This is a genomic window from Cuspidothrix issatschenkoi CHARLIE-1 (genome assembly GCF_002934005.1).
Classification (GTDB): domain Bacteria; phylum Cyanobacteriota; class Cyanobacteriia; order Cyanobacteriales; family Nostocaceae; genus Cuspidothrix; species Cuspidothrix issatschenkoi.
Window position 1 is genome coordinate 1 of sequence record NZ_PGEM01000133.1, and the last position, 21,778, is coordinate 21,778.

Sequence of the window (21,778 nt, forward strand, 5' to 3'; positions counted from 1 at the left end):
CATCCATCTCATAGATAATATTTACAAAAAACCTCAAATGTTCTTTGCCCTTACAAGGCTGACACCTCGTATTAGTTGAGAACGATTTCGGTTTTTCCCGCCTTATATCCCACCACTGATTTGGAGTACCAAATTCAGTGGGGGACTTACGGCGAATAGTTAAATAGAAAACCAACAAGAGTAAATATGATGATTCTACCTGGAGCAACTGTTCGCGTTAAAAATCCTGCTGATACATATTATCGGTCTGAAGGACTTGTACAACGAATTAGCGATGGTAAAGTAGCTGTACTGTTTGAAGGTGGTAATTGGGATAAAATAATTACTTTCCTGCCGACAGAATTAGAAACTGTGGAAACTACAGTTCAGAAAAAAGTGAAATAATCATTTAGTCCTTAGTCAGTGGTCATTAGTTATTTACTAAGACTATTGACTAATCCTAATTTAAAAAGATTTTGCAACTACTGTACCCCTGCATTCTAAACTTCTTTTTAATTGCTTATGCGTCTACCTTTACCACAGTTTGCTATTAGCGATCGCCATTCTCACCATTTTGCAGAGATAATTGAAACCACAACTACGGAATTTTTAGCCCAGTGTCTAGAACCAGAAGACCTGAGTTTTCCACCTATGCCACCTTTTGGGAGTTGGGTTTGCGCTGTGGATGAAGAATCTGGTAATCAAGTTTATGCTGTGGTTTATCATGCCACAACTATGCCGATTGATTCTGTACATCGCGCGGTGGCTTTGGGATTATCCTTAGAGGCTTTGCGTGAGGAACAACCGCAAATATTTTCTATGCTAAAAACTGAATTTCGCGCCGCAATTGTGGGATTTCAGGAAAAATCTATTAATAGTGATAATGGCAAAATGTATCAATATTTGCCACCTCGTCCGCCACAAATTCACCAAGCTGTTTACCATTCTCAAGCAGAAGGAATTATTCAGTTTACGAAAGAATTAGATTTTTTACGCACATTACTTTTTATTAATGGTGCGCCTGTAGATTCCTTAGTAGCAGCGACTATTCGGGGAATATATCAATTGCGTAAATATGATCGAGAATGGTTAATCAAAGCTGGACGACATCTGAGTATTTTACTCAAAGATGATTATGATCGTTTGCGCTATATTTTGAGTCAAATTCACCCATAATAAGTAGAAAGTAATGGGAACAGGGAACAGGGAACAGGGAACAGTTTCAACTATCTAGCTATGTAATTTGTAAACTCAGTCCTTCTGGGTCATCTTGTCATGCCTTAGTCTAAACTCCAGTTACAATGTAAAATATGACGGTTGTATTAGATGCTGTGAATGTGATTGAGCGTTATACCTTGCCCGAAATGGGCGATTTGTGGAGTGAAACCCATAAGCTGAAAACCTGGCTAGATGTAGAGATTGCGGTTTGCGAAGCACAGGCAGAACTGGGTTATATTCCAGCAGCAGCAGTTGAAGAAATTAAGGCTAAGGCAAATTTTGATCCGAAGCGGGTTCTAGAAATTGAAGCTGAAGTCCGTCATGATGTTATTGCTTTTCTGACAAATGTTAATGAATATGTCGGTGATGCAGGACGCTATATTCATTTAGGTTTAACCAGTTCGGATGTATTAGATACGGCTTTAGCACTACAATTAGTTGCTAGTCTGGATTTGTTGTTAAAAAGCCTGGAAGATGCTATTGAGGCGATTCGCAAAAAAGCCACAGCACATCGATATACGGTGATGATTGGGCGATCGCATGGTATTCACGCTGAACCCATTACTTTTGGCTTTAAGTTAGCTGGTTGGTTGGCGGAAATGTTACGCCACCAGGAACGGCTGCAAATTCTCAAAAAAACTATTGCTGTCGGTAAAATATCCGGTGCAGTGGGAACTTATGCCAATATTGAACCTCGTGTAGAAGCGATCGCTTGTGCCAAACTCGGACTCAAACCTGATACGGCTTCTACTCAGGTAATTTCCCGTGATATTCATGCTGACTTTGTACAGCAATTAGCCCTCCTGGCTGCATCTATCGAACGCTTTGCTGTAGAAATTCGCAACCTGCAAAAAACAGATGTTTTGGAAGTTGAAGAATTTTTCTCTAAAGGACAAAAAGGTTCTAGTGCTATGCCTCACAAGCGCAACCCCATCCGTTCCGAACGGTTAACAGGGATGGCGCGACTGGTTAGAAGTCACGCAGGGGCGGTATTAGAAAACGTGGCCTTGTGGCATGAACGAGATATTTCTCACAGTTCTGTAGAACGAGTTGTTTTACCAGATGCTTGCATTTTGACTCATTTCATGCTGCATGAAATCACCCAATTGGTAAACAACCTATTAGTTTATCCTGAAAACATGGTACGAAATCTCAACTGCTATGGTGGAGTAGTCTTTAGTCAAAGAGTATTACTCACCTTAGTTGAGAAAGGCATAAAACGGGAAGAAGCCTATGCCATAGTTCAAGAAAGCGCCCACACGGCTTGGAATAAACCAGAAGGCAACTTCCGTGATTTAATCAGCAAAGATCCTCGTGTGACTCAACATTTGTCACCAGCAGAAGTAGAAGCCTGTTTTGATCCACAACATCATCTCCAGCATTTAGAGCAAGTTTATCAACGATTAAGTATTTAAAACTCATAGGGAAGAGGCAATAGGCAGGAGGCAATACTTCGACTCCCTTCGACTTTACTCGCGGCAAGTCGCTCAGTAACCACAGGCAACAGTTCAGAAAGAATAAGGAAATTTCTCCCGTGCTCCCCTGCTCCCCTGCCTCCCTGCCTCCCTACTTCCCTGCTTCCCTGCTTCCCTGCCTCTAAATACGTAGTCCTTTCCTGTTGCAAAGTGAAAGTAAATATACGGTTTCTTACTATACTCAAATCATAAAAGCCTAGATTATAACTGTGTTTATAATGACTAAATCTGTATATACTATAGCAATACTACCCCAATCGTGAGAAAATACGTAGATAAAAATCCTTGTTTTATAAGCATTTGAGCCTTCTTGAACTCTCACGTATCATTTGGGATTGCTATATGGCTATATTTATAGCATTTGGTCTATATCAGACACCATTATTAGCAATATTCGATATAAATATAGCCTACCTTCCACACCCTAAACTGTCACACAACGAAAATTTGTCGTTTGGACGTTTGAGCCCACATTCCGCAGATAAAATCCAATTCTGAATAATTATCACGAAAGATTCAGGGTTGTACAAACTTTACTCCAAAAATATTCTCAATAAATGAGATAAATTCCTAATAAACATTTTATAGTTCCTTTGAACTAAAATCCTGAAAACCCTTACCAAACAATGTTTTTGGAGATAATTATTTTTTTATTCTCCGCTTATGCGGAATGTGAGCTTAAAATCCGCGAAACCCATAGCTTTATTCAGCAACCCCTACCTATGGTTGAAATTCTTGCGATATTATCTGCTAGTGCTGCTGCCGGAATGAGAATAGGTATACCTCTATTAGTTATTGGTATCCTACAGGGTGATCAACTTTGGTCACAGATGCCGCTCTTATCTCGTATTTCACCCCATGTTTTAGTTGGCCTGCTAACTAGCTGGTCTTTATTTGAAATTTTTGCTTCTAAAAAACTAATTGGTCAAAGAATAATACAGCAAGTTCATTTATTTTTATCTCCCTTTGTCGGAGCGCTTATGGGGCTAGCAGTTGATTCAGCGATGAATACACCAAGCTGGTTAGTAGCCTTAATTGGGGGTTTATTAGCTTTAGTATTTCAATTAGTGTTAGTGGGTTGGTTTTATCGTTTGCGTGGTTTACCAATTTGGGTGGTCTTTTCACAAGATATTTTATGTATTACACTTGTATTTTTTGCGGTTGATGCCCCTCGTCAGGGTGGGTTAATTGCTTTACTTTTGCTGTGGTTGGCTATTCGCAGTGCAAAATACTGGTATGATTGGTATGAAGTTGGTAGGAGGCAGGGAGTAGGGGAGTAGGGGAACAGGGGAGAAATATGTTATTCTTTTCCTTCTTACCCATTACCCATTACCCAAACTAATGTAAAAGCCCAATAACGTGCAGTAAGCCTTTACCGGTAATTAATTCGATAATTAGACCAATAAAACCTAACATGGCTATCCGACCATTCCAGACTTCGGCACTGGTGGTCAGTCCCCATTCCCAACGTTCTTGAGGATACATCTTCACCTTTTTCTTCATCTGGGTGACTTGGGAAAGTTTGAGGTTAGGTTGTTGCAGAGAATCTATGATTAAGTTAGATAACGCTTGAATAAACACTGGATGCGTATTAGGTGCGGGGGCGCGTCGAAAGTTGTGTATTCCTGCTTCTTCGGCTATTTCTCGGTATTCAATATCAATTTCTTGTAATGTTTCGATGTGTTCGGAAACAAAACTAATTGGTACAACCACCAAATTTTTAACACCTTTTGCCCCTAGCTCTTTCAGTGCATCTTCAGTGTAAGGTTGTAGCCATTCTACTGGACCAACGCGACTTTGATAGGCGAGGGTATGGGTATTAGGACGGTTAAGGGTTTGCATAATTAAGTATGTGCATTCCTCTATTTCTTGTTGGTAGGGGTCGCCAGCTTCTTCTACGTAGCTTTTCGGGACACCGTGAGCGCTAAAGAAGATATGTACATCCTCTGGTTGGGGAAAATGTTGCAGTTCCCCAGCGATAAGTTCGGCCATTGCTTGGAGATAACCTGGTTGTTTGTACCAAGAGGCAATGACTGTATATTCCAAACTTTGTAGTTTGGGGTTTTCTTTCCACAGTTGCTCTAGAAGTCGGAAACTAGAACCGCTAGTGCTGATGGAAAATTGGGGGTAAAGTGGCAGAATTACCAACTTATCAATATTATCTTGGGTGAGTTGGGCGATCGCTTCTTCGGTAAAGGGATGCCAATAGCGCATTCCTACATATATATTTGCTTCCTGTCCTAATTCACCTAGCTGATGTTTAATTGCTTCCCCTTGTTCTTCTGTGATCCGTCGCAATGGCGAACCACCGCCAATTTGCTTATAATTTTCTTGAGATGTTTTTTCTCGGCGTGTAGCAATAAACCAAGCTAGGGGTTTTTGCATCCAGCGAAACGGTAAACGGATAATTTCGGGATCTGAAAACAGATTATATAAGAATGGTCTGACATCCTCTAGTTTATCGGGACCGCCAAGATTAAGTAATAATACTCCTACACGACCCATAGCAGTTACTTTCCCCCAATCCTTACAGATTTTTTACTAATGTTAACAATATATCTTTATTAAATATAAAGCTTTATGCGCAGGAAAAAATGCAATGACAACAATTTTTAGAGACTGGAGTTACAGATACCAGTGGTTATATGATGGTATATCGCGGTTAGCTGCGCTGAGTGTGGGTGGTGAAACCCGATTTCGTCAACTAGCTTTACAAAATTTAAAGATACAATCAGATACTCGAATTTTAGATTTATGTTGCGGTAGTGGTCAAGCCACTAGATTTTTAGTGAATTATTCTCAAAATGTGACAGGTTTAGATGCTTCACCTTTATCTATAGAACGATCTAAAAATAATGTACCCAATGCTACCTATATCCAAGCATTTGCGGAAGATATGCCGTTTGAAGATAGTTCATTTGATGTAGTACATACTAGCGCAGCTTTACACGAAATGCAGCATGAACAACTACAAAAAATTATTGCAGAGGTTTATCGGGTGTTAAAGCCAGGGGGAGTATTTACTTTGGTAGATTTTCACCCACCAACAAATCTTTTATTTTGGCCAGGTTTAGCGGTCTTTTTCTGGTTGTTTGAAACACAGACAGCTTGGGAATTGTTAAAAACAGATTTACCTGGGTTGTTAAGAGATTATGGTTTTGACGTGGGTAAACCTAGTTTATATGCAGGTGGGAGTTTACAGGTAATTCAAGGGAAGAAAATTTAGAATCTGTGGATAAGGTTTTTTGAGCGATTGAATAAAATTAGGTAGTAAAATTTGCGCTTCTTCAGGTAAGGTATCAATATCTTTAGATGTATTTGCAATTTTTATTACCAGAATTTACTCCTCAATTGAGTAATTTTGCGCTGCTGATTTGATATATGAAAATGATTTTTGATAATATCCAAACTTTTGTAGAGAAGCTCCGGGGAAAGTCTCTACACCTAAATTCATAATTGGTTTCAATAACGTCATCATATATAGCAATCCTAAATGATACGTGAGGGCTTAACAAGGCTTAAATGCTCATAAAAGAAAAAATCTACCAGCTAGGAGTAGTAATGCTCAATAGCTGCTGGACTGGCAATAATTAACTGACTAAATTAATTAACTTTATTAACTGGTTTTTGAGTTGGTGCTATTGCTGTTTTGGGAATTTCAATCACAGGGTTATTTAAAGCCACCATTAAAGGAGATTCTGCTGCTGTTTGGGTGGCTGTTGGTGTTATTTCCGTGGTTGATTGTGTTTGTGCCATTTCCAGTGTTCTGAAAGAGTTGCCAGAGAATAGGCCAGAAATTGCTCCCAAAACACAAGCGGCAACCGCTACACCGCCTAATATCCAGTTTAAGTGATAACGCCGATCAATTCTGGCAAATACTTGTTCAATAGTTGTCTCTGAAGACTTCCCACTAGAGGGAATAGGTATAGTTTGGAAGCCTTGTCTGAGATTTAACAATCTATCATACAAAGTTTTAATGGAAGCATCAGTTGATAGTAACTCTTCCACTTCCCGGCGTTCATTAGCTGTGACTTCGCCATCTAGGTAGGCACTTAATAACTCGAAACAATCGCGCTTCTCCATATCCATAGTACCTGTGAATTCATTGTTACTTCTCAATGGCAGAAAATATATATTTTCGCTGACAGTCCTGAATATTTATTAAATTCTGCCATAGAATTGAGGAAACATGATGTAGATTATGTATCTAGATAGCTTTGCAACTGAGTTTGTAATCTTGATCTGGCTCTGGCTATTCTAGATTTCACTGTTCCCAGAGAAACCGCGGTGATTTCGGCAATTTCTTCATAAGCCATGCCTTCAATCTCTCGAAGAACAATAGTAGTACGAAAAACCTCTGGTAAATCGGCGATCGCTTCTCGCAATTGATCATAAAATTCTCTCGTTGTTAGTTCCTCTTCTGGACCTGGGGTATCCCCGGCAATTTCCCAATCTATTTCACCGTCGTCTAGGGTTCGGGGAGCATCTAGAGACAGGGGACTAACTACCCGTTTACGTTTCCGTAATTCATCATAAAACAAATTCGTGGCAATGCGGCTTAACCAGCCCCGGAACTTAGCAGGTTCTTGTAATCGGCCAATGTTACGATAGACACGAATCCATACTTCCTGGGCTAAATCGGCTCTGTCAGACCAATCAGGAGCTAAATGATATAAAACTCGATCAACTTGAGTCTGATAGCGACGCAACAGTTCTGCAAAAGCAGCACGGTCTGGACGCAATCCGACTTGACAGCGCAAAATAAGATCGTGGTTTGAGAGTTTGTCAACTTGCACGGATGCTGCTGGATAGGTTGCATCAACTGTTGACCAAGATACACTAATGCATTGACTCATAGATAGATCGGACTGGTTCTAAATCACTCCTCATTATTAGACTGGATGATTGGTAAAAAGTTCCCTAGCAAGGTGACGGATTTATAATCGGAACACGGAAATATAAATAGAAAGGATTTTTCCGAATTTGATTCCGGTCAGGTAGCTATGGAAAAGACAGGCAAAAATAAAACACTGATCAACAATTTGTTAGATTAGAAATAGTGATCAGATGAACAACTGTCCACTAGATACTTGACTGGTAATGGGTAATGGGCAATGGGTAATTGATACAATAATCAGTTAGCAATTATCGGTTACCCGCATAAGTCAGGGATAAATAATTAGGCGATGGCAATGGCAAGAAATGAATCTGTAGCGACTATGGTTATGTTTCTCTGTTTTGGTACAGCAATTTTATCTTTGGCTGTCCATTGGCACAATATGAGAACCACAGGGCAGTTAAATCAGTCTGCATCCACAGATGTTTATTCACAGCGTTCACCAGTTGAAATTGGAGATAGTGCAATTGCTGCTTCCGTAGCTACCTCTCCCCAACAATCTGCTGTGATCAATTTCGATTCTCCCCGGAAACCAGAGAAGTCAAATTCAGGTAATGTTACAGATCCAGCTAATAATACTAATCAGCCCCTAGAATCAGGAGTCGAGAGAACTCAAGTCATTGTTGATTTGAGCGATCGCCGTGTTTATGTTTCCCGTGCTGATGAAATCATCGCTAGTTACCCTATTGCTATAGGTAAAAAGGGTTGGGAAACACCAATAGGCAAGTTTCAAGTTATACATAAAGAACACTATCCCATCTGGCGACACCCCATTACAGGAGCTATCTATGAAAGTGGTACAGACAGTCCTTTGGGGGATAGATGGATTGGTTTTTGGTCAGATGGCCGCAATGAAATTGGTTTTCATGGTACACCAAATGTTGATTTGATGGGTGCGGCTGTTTCTCACGGTTGCCTGAGAATGCGTAATTCTGACGTGAGAATGTTGTACAGCCAAGTCAAGATAGGTACATCAGTATTAGTTCGAGATTAAGAATTGCCAGTCAACAGTATCAATGAGAGGCAGGATAATCTAAGTGGCAACGAAACAGACTAAATCAAACGGCAGTAGCCCCAAGTTAGGATTTGAAGAGAAATTATGGCAAGCTGCCGATAAGTTACGCGGTCACTTAGATGCGGCTGAGTATAAGCACGTTGTCTTAGGGTTAATTTTCCTCAAATATATCTCTGATGCTTTTAACGAACTCTACGAGAAATTAGCAGAGGATGAATACGCAGATCCTGAAGATAGGGACGAATACAAAGCAGAGAATATATTTTACGTCCCCCAACCTGCACGGTGGTTACATTTTCAGAGTAACGCTAAAAATATCAAGATTGGGGAATTAATTGATCTAGGGATGGATGCCATAGAGAAAGAAAATCCCTCTCTCAAGGGAGTATTACCCAAAGAATATGGTAAACCAGCCCTAGATAAACGGTTATTGGGAGAGTTAATAGATTTAATTGGTACTATTGGTTTAGGAGACGCGGAAAGTCGCTCTAAGGATATTTTAGGCAGAGTTTATGAGTATTTTTTAGGACAATTCGCCAGTGCAGAAAAGAAGAACGGGGGACAGTTTTACACTCCTCGTTGTGTGGTGCAATTGTTAGTAGAAATGTTAGAACCCTACAAAGGGCGAGTTTATGATCCTTGTTGTGGTTCTGGGGGAATGTTTGTCCAGTCGGAGAAGTTTGTAGAATCTCACGGGGGCAACGTGGGGGATATTTCTATTTATGGCCAAGAATCTAACCCCACAACTTGGAAGCTGTGTAAGATGAACTTAGCTATCCGCGGAATTGAAGGGAATATTGGTTTACAAAATGCTGATACTTTCCGCAGTGATTTACACAAAGATTTAAGAGCAGATTATATATTAGCAAATCCTCCCTTTAATATGAGTGATTGGGGTGGGGAAGCATTACAAGAAGATGGACGTTGGCTTTATGGCACACCATCGGCTGGTAATGCTAACTATGCCTGGATTCAACATATCATTAGTCATTTAGCCCCTCTTGGTTATGCGGGGTTTGTATTAGCTAATGGTTCAATGAGTTCTAATCAATCTGGGGAAGGAGAGATTAGAAAGGCTTTAATTGAAGCTGATTTAGTTGATTGTATGGTGGCACTACCAGGACAATTATTTTATAACACTCAAATTCCCGCTTGTTTATGGTTTTTAACTCGTTCTAAATCTGGGGGTAAGTTCCGTAAACGCCGGGGAGAAACTTTATTTATTGATGGGCGGAAATTGGGGGTTTTAATTGATAGAGTGCATCGGGATTTAACACAGGAAGAAATCACCAGAATTGCCCAAACTTATTATAATTGGCGCGGTAGTGGTCAGGGAGAATATATAGATGTTCCTGGATTTTGTAAAAGTGCCAGTTTTGAAGAAATCAAAGGACATGGTTATGTATTAACTCCAGGAAGATATGTAGGAGCAGAAGAAGTAGAAGATGATGATGAATCTTTTGAGGAAAAGATGTTACATCTGACGGCGAAATTAGAGCAACAATTTACAGAAAGTGCTAAGTTAGAAGCAATGATTCGGGAGAATCTGCGGGGGTTGGGATATAATATGGAACGCGGATAAACGCTGATAAATTATTTCAAGTGTGGTTATTAGATAATCAAGAAGTTTGGATATTAATTCATGTAGAGGTACAAAGTCAATATGATAAAGAATTTTCCCAAAGAATGTTTATCTACAACTATCGAGCTTTTGACTCATATCAAAAACCTGTAATTAGCTTGGCTATACTAGGAGATGAAGCTAAAAGTTGGCGACCTAGTTCCTATCAGTATGGTTTAGGAAGTAGTCAATTAACCTTTAATTTTTCTATCATCAAGCTTTTAGATTATCAGTGGGAGGAGTTAGAGCAAAGTAATAATATTTTTGCTATAGTGGTAATGGCACATTTAAAGACTAAAGCCACTAATAGCAATTTGTCAGCTAGAGAACAGTGGAAATGGAACTTAGCTAGATTACTTTATCAAAAAGGTTATAACCGTAAAGAAATGGTTGATTTATATAAGGTCATTGATTTAATAATGGCTTTATCTGAAAACTTGCAATTAAGTTTTGATTAAAAATTAGCTAACTATCACCAGGAACGAAAAATGCCACTTGTAACTAACATTGAAAGACGCGCTATAGAAAAAACTCGGAAAGAAAATTAGGACTTACGCACGAGTTACGGAATAACGAACCACAGAGGACGCAGAGAACACGGAGGAATAAGAGTTTGAGAGTTTTTTGCGTAAGTCCTAAAAATATTATCAAATTTGTACAAGTTAGGTTTGGTGATATTCTAGAAAATCTGATAGAAAAGATTAATCAAATTGATGATAAGCTGTTACGCAGCTATATCTAATAATCTTAATGTTGTTATTTTATTTCTTGTAGTGCGGGCATCTTGCCCGCAAGAATTATACAAATTAAATGCACAACAGCTTACAGCAGTTTCCGTTATTATGAGGTTGTAACACAGGCATCTTGCCTGTTCACATTCATTGTACCTCATGTAGATGGAATGTGCTGTATATCTTTCCTAGACCAACTCCTGCTATCAACAATTAGCGTTAGTTCGTTAGAAGAATTTGCACAACTTGTTCACTCTAATTTGTCAGCAGCAGATTAATAAATATATGGTAAATAATTTATCAATTCCCGAAGATTATCATCATTTTTTTGAGGAACTTAAAGAACGCATCCGCAATGCACAAGTCCGGGCTGTAATTGCTATCAACCGCGAATTAATATTACTTTATTGGCAAATTGGAAGGGATATTTTACATCGTCAACAGCAGCAAAAATGGGGTGCTAAAGTTATAGATAACTTAGCCTCTGATTTACAAAAAGCATTTCCTGAAATGAAAGGTTTTTCATCTCGTAATCTTAAATATATGCGGAGTTTTGCGGAAACTTACCAGGATTTTGAATTTGTGCAGCAGGTTGTTGCACAAATTCCTTGGGGGCATAATATCCGCATTTTAGATACTGTGAAAAATGCCACTGAACGCGAGTGGTATATTCGCCAAACTATTGAGCAAGGATGGAGTCGCAATGTATTAGTCCATCAGATAGAAAGTGGACTATATAAAAGACAAGGTAAGGCTGATACTAATTTTTCTCGCACGTTGCCAAATCGCCAATCTGAACTAGCACAACAGTTATTTAAAGACCCTTATAATTTTGATTTTATTAACTTAGGAAAGGAGGCACAGGAACGAGATTTAGAGAGGGCTTTAATAGAACGTATCCGCGATTTTTTATTGGAATTAGGGGTAGGTTTTGCGTTTGTGGGTAGTCAGTATCATTTGGAAGTGGAAGGAGAAGATTTTTATTTAGATTTATTATTTTATCATTTACGGTTGCGGTGTTTTGTGGTGATTGATTTAAAGGTGGAAGCTTTTAAACCGGAGTTTTCAGGGAAAATGAGTTTTTATGTTTCTGCTGTGGATGAGTTGCTAAAACACCGGGATGATATGCCGACTATTGGGATTATTTTATGTAAGTATAAGAAGCAGAAGATTGTTGAATATTCTTTGCGAGATATGAATAAGCCTATCGGGGTTTCTAGTTATCAATTACGGGAGGGTTTACCAGAGAGGTTGCAGGAGAGTTTACCGACTATTGAACAGTTGGAAGCTGAGTTGGAAGCGGTAAATATGGAAGTTGAGGAGGAGTTATGAGGGAAATTATGGCAGGGTTTAGTTAAGAGGTTGTTTTCAAAGTTTTTAATGTATAAAGAAACCCCTCTCCAAACCTCTCCCCCACGGGGGGAGAGGCTTTGAAAACTCCCCTTCCCTCGTAGGAAAGGGGTAAGGGGTTAGGTTTATGGAGATTATCGGTTCATCTAATACTTTTCAAACAACTGCGAGTAGAAACACTGCATCCCAACAACAGTATAATGTTAAAATCAAATTATCCACCTTTGGGAATATCAAAAGATGCAAACTCTCATTAGATTAAATGTTGAAAAATTTATTGAACAAGGAAAGGAGTATTTTGTGGCTACCAGTGATGATTTACAGGGTTTAGTTGCTGAGGGTAAAACGGTACAAGAAGCTATAGAAATCGCGGCAGATGTGGCTAAGGTTTTATTAGATTTGGAAAAAGAGAAAAATCATTCTTTTCATTTTCAAGGTTTACCTAATCAGTTTGAATATCCGCTAATCTTGGAGGTATAATGGGAAGATTAGGCAGTTTTTCTTATCGAGAAGTTACGAGAAAGTTAGGAAAATTAGGTTTTGAGTTTTATCGCGCAGCTAAGGGAGATCATGAAATTTGGTTTAATCCAGAAACAAATCAAAAAACAACTATTCCTCATCATCGGGAAATTAAGGAGGGAACACTACAAAGTATTTTAAAACAGGCTCAAGTTGATGTTGATATTTTTCTGGATATTTAGTTATTTAAAAACTTGACTATTGAACAGTTAGAAGCGGTAAATGTCGAAGTTGAAGAGGAGTTGTGAGGGGAATTATGGAATGGGTTAGTAAGTTGGGAGAATGGGAGATTAAAGTAAACTTATGGGGGTTGGAGTATGAGTAATGAATGGCCACGAAAAACAATTGCTGAATGTGCAGCAGATGAGCCTTACTCCACTCAAATCGGACCTTTTGGAAAGGCGTTAACTCCTGAAGAATACACACCGTCAGGAGTTCCACTTTTGCGCGGTATAAATGTTAATCATGGACGCTTTTATGATGATGGCTTTGTATTTATTAGCGAAGAAACAGCGGATAGATTATCCAAATTTGAATCATTCCCAGGAGATGTACTACTTGTCCATAAAGGAACACTTGGACAAATAGGAATTATGCCGAAGAATAGAAAATATCATCGGTATATTATGGGTAATAGTATGTTACGAGTTAAGTGTAACACTACAAAGCTGATACCAGAATATCTTTACTACTGGTTATGCTCTGATGAAGGGCAGCATTATCTTTTTAGCAGAGTTTCTCAGGTTGGTGTCCCACAAATTCAAAAGCCATTAACTACTTTAAGAGAGGCTTCATTACCTGTTCCCCCACTTTCTGAACAAAAAGCGATCGCTCACATCCTTTCCTCCTTTGATGATAAAATCGAACTAAACCGACAGATGAACGAAACCCTAGAAGCAATGGCCAGGGCAATTTTTAAATCGTGGTTTGTGGATTTTGACCCAGTAAGCGCCAAGAGGTCAGGGAGACAACCCGCAGGTATGGATACAGCAACGGCTGATTTATTCCCTGATGACTTTGAGGAGTCTTCTTTGGGTTTAATTCCGAAGGGGTGGAAGGTTGGGACATTAGGAGAAGAAATAGAAATTATTAAAGGTAAGTCATATAAAAGCAGCGAACTCGTACCATCATCAACTGCACTTGTAACACTAAAATCTTTTCATAGAGGAGGTGGTTATAGACCAGATGGATTAAAACCTTACAATGGAACTTATAAACCTGAACAAATTATTAAGCCAGGTGAGTTAGTAGTTGCATATACTGATGTAACTCAAGCAGCAGATGTAATTGGTAAACCTGCTATTGTTAAAGCTGATGAAAGATATAATACACTCGTTGCTTCACTTGATTTAGGTATTATCAGAGTAAGAAATAAAAACCTAAATATTGCTTTTTTGTATTACTTGTTTAACCAAAATGATTTTCAAAATCATGTTTATTCACATACGAATGGAAGCACAGTTTTACATCTAAGCAAAGACGGAATACCTAGCTATGAATTTTGTTTACCTCACTCTTCATTAATAAGTAAATTTGAAAAAATTATAAGCCCAATATTTGATTTTTCAAATATTAATTGGCAAGAAAGTATTAATATTACTACTCTCCGAGATACTCTATTACCAAAATTGATGTCAGGACAAATCCGAGTAAAAGAAGCAGAAAAAATCATGGAAAAATTAACTTAAAACAATATGGATATAAACCTACAAAAAGAACTATTTAGCAACACCTATTTACAAGCAGTAACCACAGTCAATTATGCACAACATTAGTCAAGGAGTTCAACCATGAAAATTACTGTCAAAGATCAAGAAACCTTGCAAAATATAGCCCTGGAAAATCTCAGAAATTACTTACAAACTCACGGATGGCAGGAAAATCAACCCTTCTTAAATCATGCCACCATTTGGCATCAATCAGCAACCCCAGAAGATTTTGAAATCTTACTACCTAACCGAGAAAATCTGGGAGATTATCCCCAACGTATTCAAGAAATAATCGAAATATTAGCAACTGTAGAAAATCGTCCTAGCCTAGAGATTTTAACAGAACTTTTACAGATTATCCCTAACATTAGTACCCAAGGCATTGTGATGGATATTTATACACCTAACTTCGATAAATTAAAGGGTGAAATCACTATTTTAGGAATTGTTTTTCAAAAATTACAGAAAATTCATACCGAACTAAATAACCAAAATTACATCTTAGCTATTAAAGCCTACCAACAACGTTTACCAATTAGTTTTACAGGTGATTTAGTCAAAGAAAACAACCATTTTATATTACAAAATCCCCACAATTTCCAAATTGATAATATTTGAATAATCCTGTAGGGGTTTAGCAATGTTAATTAACCACAAATTATCATGAGAGTCTACCTTGATACCAGCGTCTACAATCGCCCATTTGATGATCAAACACAAGCCAAAATCTTTTTAGAAACGCAAGCAGTATTGATCATTTTACAAAAGGTAGAAGATAAAGAAATTGAGTTAGTCAATTCTCCCACTTTAGAATATGAAAATAGCCGCAATACACAAATATTACAACAATACAGTATGAACAGATATTTAAAAATGGCTACTTTCATACAACCTAAAACTACAACCGTAGAACAACGAGCAAAACAACTAGAAAAAGATGGAATTAAAGCCTTAGATGCTCTCCATGTTGCATCCTCAGAAATAAGTAACTGTGATTATTTTATCACCTGTGATAAACGATTAATTAATCGCGCTCAAACTTTAGCTACAATAAAAACAGTTAACCCTATTGATTTTATTCAAGAGATAGAAAATGAAAATCCAAACTCCTAACAACCAACAACTACTGCAAGAAGTATTAATGATATTAACCAATCATTTAAAACCTACTCAACTACTGAGATTTATCGCAACCTATAACCTGGGACAAAGTAACTATTTACAATTCAAAGACCAACAATTCGGAGATGAAACAGTAGAGAGTTTATCGCAAAAAATAGACGCAGAATACCCACCAGAATCTATTAATTATACAAATGCCCAGTATAACCCTGATATTGATGAATTAAAAATCTCTTGGAGTCAGGTAGAAATTCAAAAAACTAATCCTGTTAGTCCTGGAATAATTCTTGATTATGACACAGAAGGTAATGTCATAGGAATTAAAATTTTAAATGCTTCCCAGATAATTGAAAACCTCCACCAATAGAAAAGGAATCTATGGAAAAATTCACAGAATCAATTATTGAACAAGCCACCCTAGACTGGCTATCAGAACTCGGCTATACCTCCTTAAATGGTACAGAAATCGCCCCTGATACCCCCCAAACAGAACGCCAAGAATATCATGATGTTATCCTCATCAACCGCCTCCAAAATGCCTTACAAACCATAAACCCCCATATTCCCTTTCACGCTATCCAAGACGCAATCAAAAAAATCACCCGCACTGAAACCCCCATACTTTATGAAAACAATCGCCGCTTTCATAAGTATTTAACAGATGGGGTAGATGTAGAATATCAACAAAATGGACAAACCCAATATAAAAAAGTCCAACTAATTGATTTTGATAAAATAGATCATAACGATTGGTTAGTAGTTAATCAATTTCGCGTTAAAGAAACAGGTAAAACCGCCCGGATTCCTGATGTCGTTATCTTCATCAACGGCTTACCCATTGCCGTAATTGAACTCAAAAACGCCACAGATGAAAGCGCCACAATTAAAGGTGCATTCAACCAACTACAAACCTATAAAAACGATATCCCCTGTTTATTTCCCTATAACGAAATTCTCGTTATTTCCGATGGTATTCAAGCTAGAGTGGGAACATTAACCGCCGACTGGGAACGTTTTATGCCTTGGCGTACTGTTGACGGTCAAAATATTATTCCTCAAAAAGAAGCAGAATTAGAAACAATTATTAAAGGTATATTTAATCCATCTACTATATTAGATATACTGCAATATTTTATTGTTTTTGAAGTAGACCAAGATACAATTATTAAAAAAATCGCAGGGTATCACCAATACCACGCCGTGAATAAAGCCATTACTTCTACTATTAAAGCCTCCCGCACAGATGGAGATAGAAAAGTGGGTGTAGTCTGGCACACCCAAGGTAGCGGTAAAAGTTTGACAATGGCATTTTATAGTGGGAAATTGATTCAACAACCAGCAATGAAAAATCCCACTTTGGTAATTTTAACAGATAGAAATGATTTAGATGATCAATTATTTACTACCTTTTCATCCTGTGTTGATTTATTAAGACAAAATCCTGTACAGGCGGAAAATAGGGAAAATTTACAAAAATTACTCCAAGTTGCAGCAGGAGGAATTATATTTACAACTATTCAAAAATTCGCCCCAGAAACAGGTAACGAATATGAGAAACTTTCCTCCCGACATAATATAGTTTTGATGGCAGATGAAGCACACAGAAGCCAATACGGATTAAAAGCTAAAGTTGTAGTTAAATCTGCCAAGACTGAGAAAAAAGTTTCTTATCTCAACCCTCAAACAAAACCACAAATTAAAGTAGCTGAATCAACAAATACCTATAAATTTGATAGTCAAACAGAAAATAAGTTAGAATCTGCTGATATTAAATATGGTTACGCCAAATATTTAAGAGACGCAATACCTAACGCTTCCTTTGTGGGTTTTACAGGTACACCCATTGCCCAAACTGATAAAAATACCACTGCTTTATTTGGAGATTATATAGATGTTTACGATATTCAAAGGGCAGTGGAAGATGAAGCGACAGTCAAAATATACTATGAAACACGATTAGCAAAACTTGATTTAAACCCCTCAGAACTCCCTAAAATAGATTTTGAATTTGAAGAAATTACCGAAGAAGAAGAATTTACTACCAAGGAAAAACTTAAAAGTAAATGGGCAAGATTAGAAGCCTTAGTTGGTGCAGAAAAACGCATTAATCAAATTGCTAAAGACATTGTTGAACATTTTGAAAATCGCACCGCAGCACCGGAATTGAGAGATGGTAAAGGGATGATTGTCTGTATGAGTCGCCGTATTTGTGCTGACTTGTATCATGCTATCATACAACTAAAACCAGAATGGCACAGTGAAGATGATAACCAAGGAGTAATTAAAGTTATCATGACTGGTTCTGCTGCTGATGATAAAAAAATGCAGCCCCATATCCGCAGTAAAAAAGCCCGGAAAGAATTAGCTAAACGCTTCAAAAAAGCTGATGATTCCTTTAAATTAGTGATAGTCAGGGATATGTGGCTAACAGGATTTGATGCCCCAAGTCTACATACTTTATATGTAGATAAACCCATGCAGGGACACAATTTAATGCAAGCTATAGCCAGAGTAAATCGGGTTTTTAAAGATAAACCAGGGGGGTTAATAGTTGACTATTTAGGCATTGCCGAACAACTCAAAGATGCACTCAAAGACTATACAGAAAGAGATAGAGGGGAAACAGCAATTGATACTAATATTGCCCTAGCAGTGATGCAGGAGAAATACGAAATTGTCCAGTTTATGTATCATGGTTTTAACTATCAGAAATTCTTTACAGGTAAACCCACAGAACGAGTATCAATCATTCCTGCTGCCCTCAATCATATCTTAGGATTGGCAGATGGTAAACGACGTTATATTAAGGCAGTAGGTGAATTATCCAAAGCCTTTGCTTTAGTTAGCAGTACGGATGCAGCAATTACTATTAGGGATGAAGTGGGATTTTTTCAAGCTATCAAAGCAGCAATGGTAAAATATACCACTGGTGATGGTAAAAGTTCAGAAGATATAGATGCAGCAGTCAGACAAATAGTATCAAAAGCGATCGCTAGTGATCAAGTCACAGATATCTTTACATCCGCAGGATTAAATAAACCAAATATCGCTATCCTCTCCGATGAATTCTTAGAAGAAGTGCGGGGTTTATCTTATCGAAATTTGGCATTAGAAACCTTACAAAAATTAATTAATGAACAAATAAAAATCAGTTCTCGGAAGAACTTAATTCTAGCTCGTTCCTTCCGAGAAATGTTAGAAAATACTATCAAACGATATCAAAACCGTGCCATTGAAACCGCCCAAGTCATCAATGAACTGATTGAACTCGCAAAAGTCATGCGGGAGGCAAAAAAACGGGGTGAAAACTTGGGACTAACAGAAGATGAAACCGCTTTTTATGATGCCTTAGAGGTAAATGATAGTGCGGTGATCAATTTAGGAGATGATACCCTCAAAGCGATCGCTCGTGATTTAGTCAAAGCGATCCGTGCTAACTTAACCATTGATTGGACAGTGAAAGAAAATGTCAGGGCTAAATTACGAGTGACAATTAAACGATTATTGAAAAAGTATGGTTATCCTCCAGATAAACAGGAGAAGGCAACTTCCACAGTTTTAGAACAAGCAGAGTTATTGTGTAAAGATTGGGTGGATTAGTGCTTTTAAATAACTAAAAGTATGCCGAAGCGGTGATGTTCAAGTTTTAGATGCAAGAAAACCGCCCCAGGCATACCAACAAAGTCGAGAATTTAATCAATTTCTTGAGATTTCCAAGGTAGTGGATCAACGGAAAGTCCGTTAACATATAAGCCCCAGTGTAAATGAGGTCCAGTGGATGCACCAGTTGAGCCTACAGCACCAATATTTTGCCCTGCTTTGACAAAATCACCTTCTTTGACGTTAATACGGCTTAAGTGCATAAAAATGCTAACTACTCCTTGGCCATGATCAATGCCAACTACATTACCATGAACCCTAAAACCTTGAGATACTCTACCAACTAAAGCGACTCTACCAGCGGCTGGACTAATGACTGCTGAACCCTCTGCACCTGCATAGTCTTGTCCCCGATGGTAATAGTCTTGGGCAAATTTACCGTTGTAGTAGCGACGGACACCATATCTGGTGGATGTGCGTCCAGCATTGGGGGTAAGAAAGGGACCATTCCAGTATTTTTCAGGGGTTTGTAAGGCTTTTAATTCTTTTGCTCGCGCTAGTTCATACTCGGTGGCTTGTACTCCTGCTTTTCCAGGTGGGAGGGTAATGCGTTGGACGGGAAATTTGCGATCGCTCACTTGCACCGCTAAATTTTTTTCTTGTTCACCTTCAGAAATTCTAATTGTTCTCACTCCCGCCTTTTCTAAGGGTGTGGTAGGAATGAAAGAACGATATTTACGCGGTGCTATGGCAAAAGTTGGATATCTTTTGTCTCCAACTGTTACCGTAGGATTACTAATTTTTTCTTGCTCATCTGCGCTAATTACTACAGAAATTGTATCTCCTAAGCGGGGATTTTTCGGTATTACCTGTACCTCTAAAGCTGCTGCCGGTAAGCCTAAACTCCAAGGAACTGTGGCAAGTATACCTATGAGGATTTTAGCAGGATTAATAATACTGAAATTCTGTAATTTATGCTGTGGATGAATACTATTAGTCATGGTAATCCTATGTTTATCAACAATTTTCTGCTGCTGTTAATCAACAGACTATTTTATGTTAGTTTCTGTTTCCTGAATAATAATTTATATAGGAATAATATTTGATTTATGAAAAGATACGTAGGGTGCATCAGATATAGCGGTATGCACTTGTAAATAATACAATCATTCATACCCAGGTCCCCAACTTCTTTGATTGATTGTGTCTACAAATGATAGATTTATCACAGAAATCGGTGATATTTTCGCCTCACCTGAATCCTGACTTTAAAACATATCCGCAGGATCGGCAGATTGAAGTTTATTGGTAGCAATTGCCCCAGATATAGCACACATAATTATTGTTAATAATAAAACTTGTAATCCACGTATAATCGTCATATACATGGGTAAATTTGTTGCTGTTCTTGTTAGCTGATAAAGTCCTAAAGACACTGCTACACCTGGTAAAAATCCTAATGCTGCTAAAATCAGAGCTTCTTCAAAAATTATGGTTAATAAATAGAAATGAGGATATCCTATAGCTTTAAAAGTTGCATATTCTCGCAAATGGGCATTAACATCTGTAGAAAGGATTTGATAAACAATAATTACTCCTACTACAAATCCCATGGATACACCCAGATTAAAAATAAATCCGATAGGGGAATTACTACTCCAAAATTGATTTTCAAATTCAATAAATTCAGAGTGAGTTAAAACTCTGACATCATCTTTTAAATACGCCTTTAAATCGGCAACAACTTGATTAATCTGATAACCGGGTTTGATTTTAAGCAAGCCAATACTCACACTACTTGTAGGCTGTCTAGCAAAGATTTGGGAAAAGTTATCAGCACTGGTAATTAAACTACCATCGGCGGCGAAGGAAGCACCAATTTTAAATAAACCACCTATGGTAATTGTACTACCATTAATTTCAGTAGTGATGGTTTTACCTGCTTGAATTTCTTCAATGGCTTGTTGATATTTACCTCTAGCAGCACGATCAAATAAAACTGTATTTGGTAATTTAATTTTGTCTAATTGCTCGTTAATTTCTGGTAAATTAAAAGCTGGTCTATTGGGATTAATACCAATAATCAAAACTCCTGTTTCCAATCGTGTTTGGGGATTTTTCCAAATTATATGATTACAATACATCGCCTCAGCAGATTTGACTCCTGGTATATCCATTGCTTGATAAAGTCGTCTACGGGAAAAGGTAGACATACTTTGTAAACTTCGCGCTTGGGGACTAATCAGAATAATATCTGTTGCTAAACTACGATGTAATCTAGTATTGCTATCATATAAAGCAGTTTGAAAACCTAACTGCATAAACATGAGAACATCGGCAAAAGCAATTCCTGATACTGCTACTAATAAACGACTTTTTTCATGGGTAAGTTGTAACCATCCTAAAGGTGTTCTGCGTCTGAATTTTTGCAAAATATTAAACATAGAATTTGAGGATAAAAAAGCAAGTAATAGGAGTTCAGGAGGAGGAAGAAAAATTAAGTATTCAGCTATAGCCCTCGTTCATAAGCTGTTACGCAGCT

21 protein-coding genes are annotated in these 21,778 nt (G+C 37.9%); 16 read left to right on the plus strand and 5 right to left on the minus strand.

What is annotated here, in order from left to right; translation table 11 throughout:
- The first annotated feature begins 189 nt into the window (after positions 1–189).
- The 4 genes from CUN59_RS16550 (at position 190) to CUN59_RS16570 (ending at position 3,952) form a co-directional block, all read left to right on the plus strand.
- On the plus strand, positions 190–384 hold the full coding sequence (locus CUN59_RS16550) for an NAD(P)H dehydrogenase subunit NdhS (RefSeq protein WP_104388876.1): 195 nt from the start codon (positions 190–192) through the stop codon (positions 382–384).
- A 117-nt stretch (positions 385–501) separates the two neighbouring features.
- Entirely contained in the window at positions 502–1,155 is a 654-nt protein-coding gene (locus tag CUN59_RS16555) for an HAS-barrel domain-containing protein (RefSeq protein WP_104388877.1), read from the plus strand.
- Positions 1,156–1,316: 161 nt separating this feature from the next.
- Entirely contained in the window at positions 1,317–2,612 is a 1,296-nt protein-coding gene (purB, locus tag CUN59_RS16560) for an adenylosuccinate lyase (RefSeq protein WP_104388894.1), read from the plus strand.
- Between the two features lie 782 nt (positions 2,613–3,394).
- On the plus strand, positions 3,395–3,952 hold the full coding sequence (locus tag CUN59_RS16570) for a DUF4126 domain-containing protein (protein ID WP_104388895.1): 558 nt from the start codon (positions 3,395–3,397) through the stop codon (positions 3,950–3,952).
- Positions 3,953–4,010: 58 nt separating this feature from the next.
- Here CUN59_RS16570 and hemH read toward each other — a convergent pair whose 3' ends face one another.
- Entirely contained in the window at positions 4,011–5,177 is a 1,167-nt protein-coding gene (gene hemH / locus CUN59_RS16575; RefSeq protein ID WP_104388879.1) for a ferrochelatase, read from the minus strand.
- Positions 5,178–5,271: 94 nt separating this feature from the next.
- Between hemH and CUN59_RS16580 the strand changes: the two genes are divergently transcribed.
- Positions 5,272–5,898 carry a class I SAM-dependent methyltransferase gene (locus tag CUN59_RS16580; RefSeq protein ID WP_104388880.1) on the plus strand — a complete coding sequence of 209 codons (627 nt, stop codon included), beginning with the start codon at positions 5,272–5,274 and terminating at the stop codon, positions 5,896–5,898.
- A gap of 377 nt (positions 5,899–6,275) precedes the next feature.
- Here the strand turns inward: CUN59_RS16580 and CUN59_RS16585 are convergent, their stop codons facing one another.
- Together CUN59_RS16585 and CUN59_RS16590 are read right to left on the minus strand one after the other, a co-directional pair.
- The gene (locus CUN59_RS16585) at positions 6,276–6,755 is read right to left on the minus strand and encodes an anti-sigma factor family protein (RefSeq protein ID WP_104388896.1); all 480 of its coding nucleotides are present in this window, start codon (positions 6,753–6,755) and stop codon (positions 6,276–6,278) included.
- A gap of 116 nt (positions 6,756–6,871) precedes the next feature.
- Entirely contained in the window at positions 6,872–7,528 is a 657-nt protein-coding gene (locus tag CUN59_RS16590) for a sigma-70 family RNA polymerase sigma factor (protein ID WP_104388881.1), read from the minus strand.
- A 330-nt stretch (positions 7,529–7,858) separates the two neighbouring features.
- Between CUN59_RS16590 and CUN59_RS16595 the strand changes: the two genes are divergently transcribed.
- The 11 genes from CUN59_RS16595 to CUN59_RS16650 all read left to right on the plus strand — a co-directional run bounded on the left by CUN59_RS16595 (position 7,859) and on the right by CUN59_RS16650 (position 19,236).
- Entirely contained in the window at positions 7,859–8,563 is a 705-nt protein-coding gene (locus CUN59_RS16595) for a L,D-transpeptidase (protein ID WP_104388882.1), read from the plus strand.
- Positions 8,564–8,606: 43 nt separating this feature from the next.
- Positions 8,607–10,166 carry a class I SAM-dependent DNA methyltransferase gene (locus tag CUN59_RS16600; protein WP_104388883.1) on the plus strand — a complete coding sequence of 520 codons (1,560 nt, stop codon included), beginning with the start codon at positions 8,607–8,609 and terminating at the stop codon, positions 10,164–10,166.
- A gap of 20 nt (positions 10,167–10,186) precedes the next feature.
- Positions 10,187–10,663 (plus strand): RpnC/YadD family protein, encoded by a 477-nt coding sequence (locus tag CUN59_RS22125; protein WP_243406970.1) that lies wholly within the window; start codon positions 10,187–10,189, stop codon positions 10,661–10,663.
- A gap of 558 nt (positions 10,664–11,221) precedes the next feature.
- On the plus strand, positions 11,222–12,268 hold the full coding sequence (locus CUN59_RS16610; RefSeq protein ID WP_104388884.1) for a PDDEXK nuclease domain-containing protein: 1,047 nt from the start codon (positions 11,222–11,224) through the stop codon (positions 12,266–12,268).
- 258 nt (positions 12,269–12,526) lie between these two features.
- A complete protein-coding gene (locus CUN59_RS16615; RefSeq protein ID WP_104388885.1) occupies positions 12,527–12,766 on the plus strand; it encodes a type II toxin-antitoxin system HicB family antitoxin in 240 nt (79 codons plus the stop codon).
- Positions 12,766–12,987: a type II toxin-antitoxin system HicA family toxin gene (locus CUN59_RS16620; RefSeq protein WP_104388886.1), complete on the plus strand. Its 222-nt coding sequence runs from the start codon at positions 12,766–12,768 to the stop codon at positions 12,985–12,987. Before CUN59_RS16615 ends, CUN59_RS16620 begins: the two co-directional genes overlap by 1 nt.
- Before the next feature lie 135 nt (positions 12,988–13,122).
- The gene (locus tag CUN59_RS16625) at positions 13,123–14,493 is read left to right on the plus strand and encodes a restriction endonuclease subunit S (protein ID WP_104388887.1); all 1,371 of its coding nucleotides are present in this window, start codon (positions 13,123–13,125) and stop codon (positions 14,491–14,493) included.
- 102 nt (positions 14,494–14,595) lie between these two features.
- Positions 14,596–15,132, plus strand: a complete 537-nt coding sequence (locus CUN59_RS16630; protein ID WP_104388888.1) for a hypothetical protein — start codon at positions 14,596–14,598, stop codon at positions 15,130–15,132.
- A gap of 45 nt (positions 15,133–15,177) precedes the next feature.
- On the plus strand, positions 15,178–15,627 hold the full coding sequence (locus CUN59_RS16635) for a PIN domain-containing protein (protein WP_228037111.1): 450 nt from the start codon (positions 15,178–15,180) through the stop codon (positions 15,625–15,627).
- The gene (locus CUN59_RS21775) at positions 15,608–16,003 is read left to right on the plus strand and encodes a DUF2283 domain-containing protein (RefSeq protein WP_207765433.1); all 396 of its coding nucleotides are present in this window, start codon (positions 15,608–15,610) and stop codon (positions 16,001–16,003) included. The genes CUN59_RS16635 and CUN59_RS21775 overlap by 20 nt, the downstream gene beginning before the upstream one ends.
- Before the next feature lie 11 nt (positions 16,004–16,014).
- Entirely contained in the window at positions 16,015–19,236 is a 3,222-nt protein-coding gene (locus CUN59_RS16650) for a type I restriction endonuclease subunit R (protein ID WP_104388890.1), read from the plus strand.
- Between the two features lie 92 nt (positions 19,237–19,328).
- Here CUN59_RS16650 and CUN59_RS16655 read toward each other — a convergent pair whose 3' ends face one another.
- Both CUN59_RS16655 and devC read right to left on the minus strand, forming a co-directional pair.
- Entirely contained in the window at positions 19,329–20,237 is a 909-nt protein-coding gene (locus CUN59_RS16655) for a M23 family metallopeptidase (RefSeq protein WP_104388891.1), read from the minus strand.
- A gap of 267 nt (positions 20,238–20,504) precedes the next feature.
- Positions 20,505–21,680, minus strand: a complete 1,176-nt coding sequence (gene devC, locus CUN59_RS16660; RefSeq protein WP_104388892.1) for an ABC transporter permease DevC — start codon at positions 21,678–21,680, stop codon at positions 20,505–20,507.
- Positions 21,681–21,778 lie beyond the last annotated feature (98 nt).

Bases quoted from the DNA above. Each gene is read 5' to 3' on its own strand.
- CUN59_RS16550 (WP_104388876.1), top strand. From the start codon at position 190: ATGATTCTACCTGGAGCAACTGTTCGCGTTAAAAATCCTGCTGATACA.
- CUN59_RS16555 (WP_104388877.1), top strand. From the start codon at position 502: ATGCGTCTACCTTTACCACAGTTTGCTATTAGCGATCGCCATTCTCAC.
- CUN59_RS16570 (WP_104388895.1), top strand. From the start codon at position 3,395: ATGGTTGAAATTCTTGCGATATTATCTGCTAGTGCTGCTGCCGGAATG.
- hemH (WP_104388879.1), bottom strand. From the start codon at position 5,177: ATGGGTCGTGTAGGAGTATTATTACTTAATCTTGGCGGTCCCGATAAA.
- CUN59_RS16580 (WP_104388880.1), top strand. From the start codon at position 5,272: ATGACAACAATTTTTAGAGACTGGAGTTACAGATACCAGTGGTTATAT.
- CUN59_RS16585 (WP_104388896.1), bottom strand. From the start codon at position 6,755: ATGGAGAAGCGCGATTGTTTCGAGTTATTAAGTGCCTACCTAGATGGC.
- CUN59_RS16590 (WP_104388881.1), bottom strand. From the start codon at position 7,528: ATGAGTCAATGCATTAGTGTATCTTGGTCAACAGTTGATGCAACCTAT.
- CUN59_RS16595 (WP_104388882.1), top strand. From the start codon at position 7,859: ATGGCAATGGCAAGAAATGAATCTGTAGCGACTATGGTTATGTTTCTC.
- CUN59_RS16610 (WP_104388884.1), top strand. From the start codon at position 11,222: ATGGTAAATAATTTATCAATTCCCGAAGATTATCATCATTTTTTTGAG.
- CUN59_RS16615 (WP_104388885.1), top strand. From the start codon at position 12,527: ATGCAAACTCTCATTAGATTAAATGTTGAAAAATTTATTGAACAAGGA.
- CUN59_RS16620 (WP_104388886.1), top strand. From the start codon at position 12,766: ATGGGAAGATTAGGCAGTTTTTCTTATCGAGAAGTTACGAGAAAGTTA.
- CUN59_RS16625 (WP_104388887.1), top strand. From the start codon at position 13,123: ATGAGTAATGAATGGCCACGAAAAACAATTGCTGAATGTGCAGCAGAT.
- CUN59_RS16630 (WP_104388888.1), top strand. From the start codon at position 14,596: ATGAAAATTACTGTCAAAGATCAAGAAACCTTGCAAAATATAGCCCTG.
- CUN59_RS16635 (WP_228037111.1), top strand. From the start codon at position 15,178: ATGAGAGTCTACCTTGATACCAGCGTCTACAATCGCCCATTTGATGAT.
- CUN59_RS21775 (WP_207765433.1), top strand. From the start codon at position 15,608: ATGAAAATCCAAACTCCTAACAACCAACAACTACTGCAAGAAGTATTA.
- CUN59_RS16650 (WP_104388890.1), top strand. From the start codon at position 16,015: ATGGAAAAATTCACAGAATCAATTATTGAACAAGCCACCCTAGACTGG.
- CUN59_RS16655 (WP_104388891.1), bottom strand. From the start codon at position 20,237: ATGACTAATAGTATTCATCCACAGCATAAATTACAGAATTTCAGTATT.
- devC (WP_104388892.1), bottom strand. From the start codon at position 21,680: ATGTTTAATATTTTGCAAAAATTCAGACGCAGAACACCTTTAGGATGG.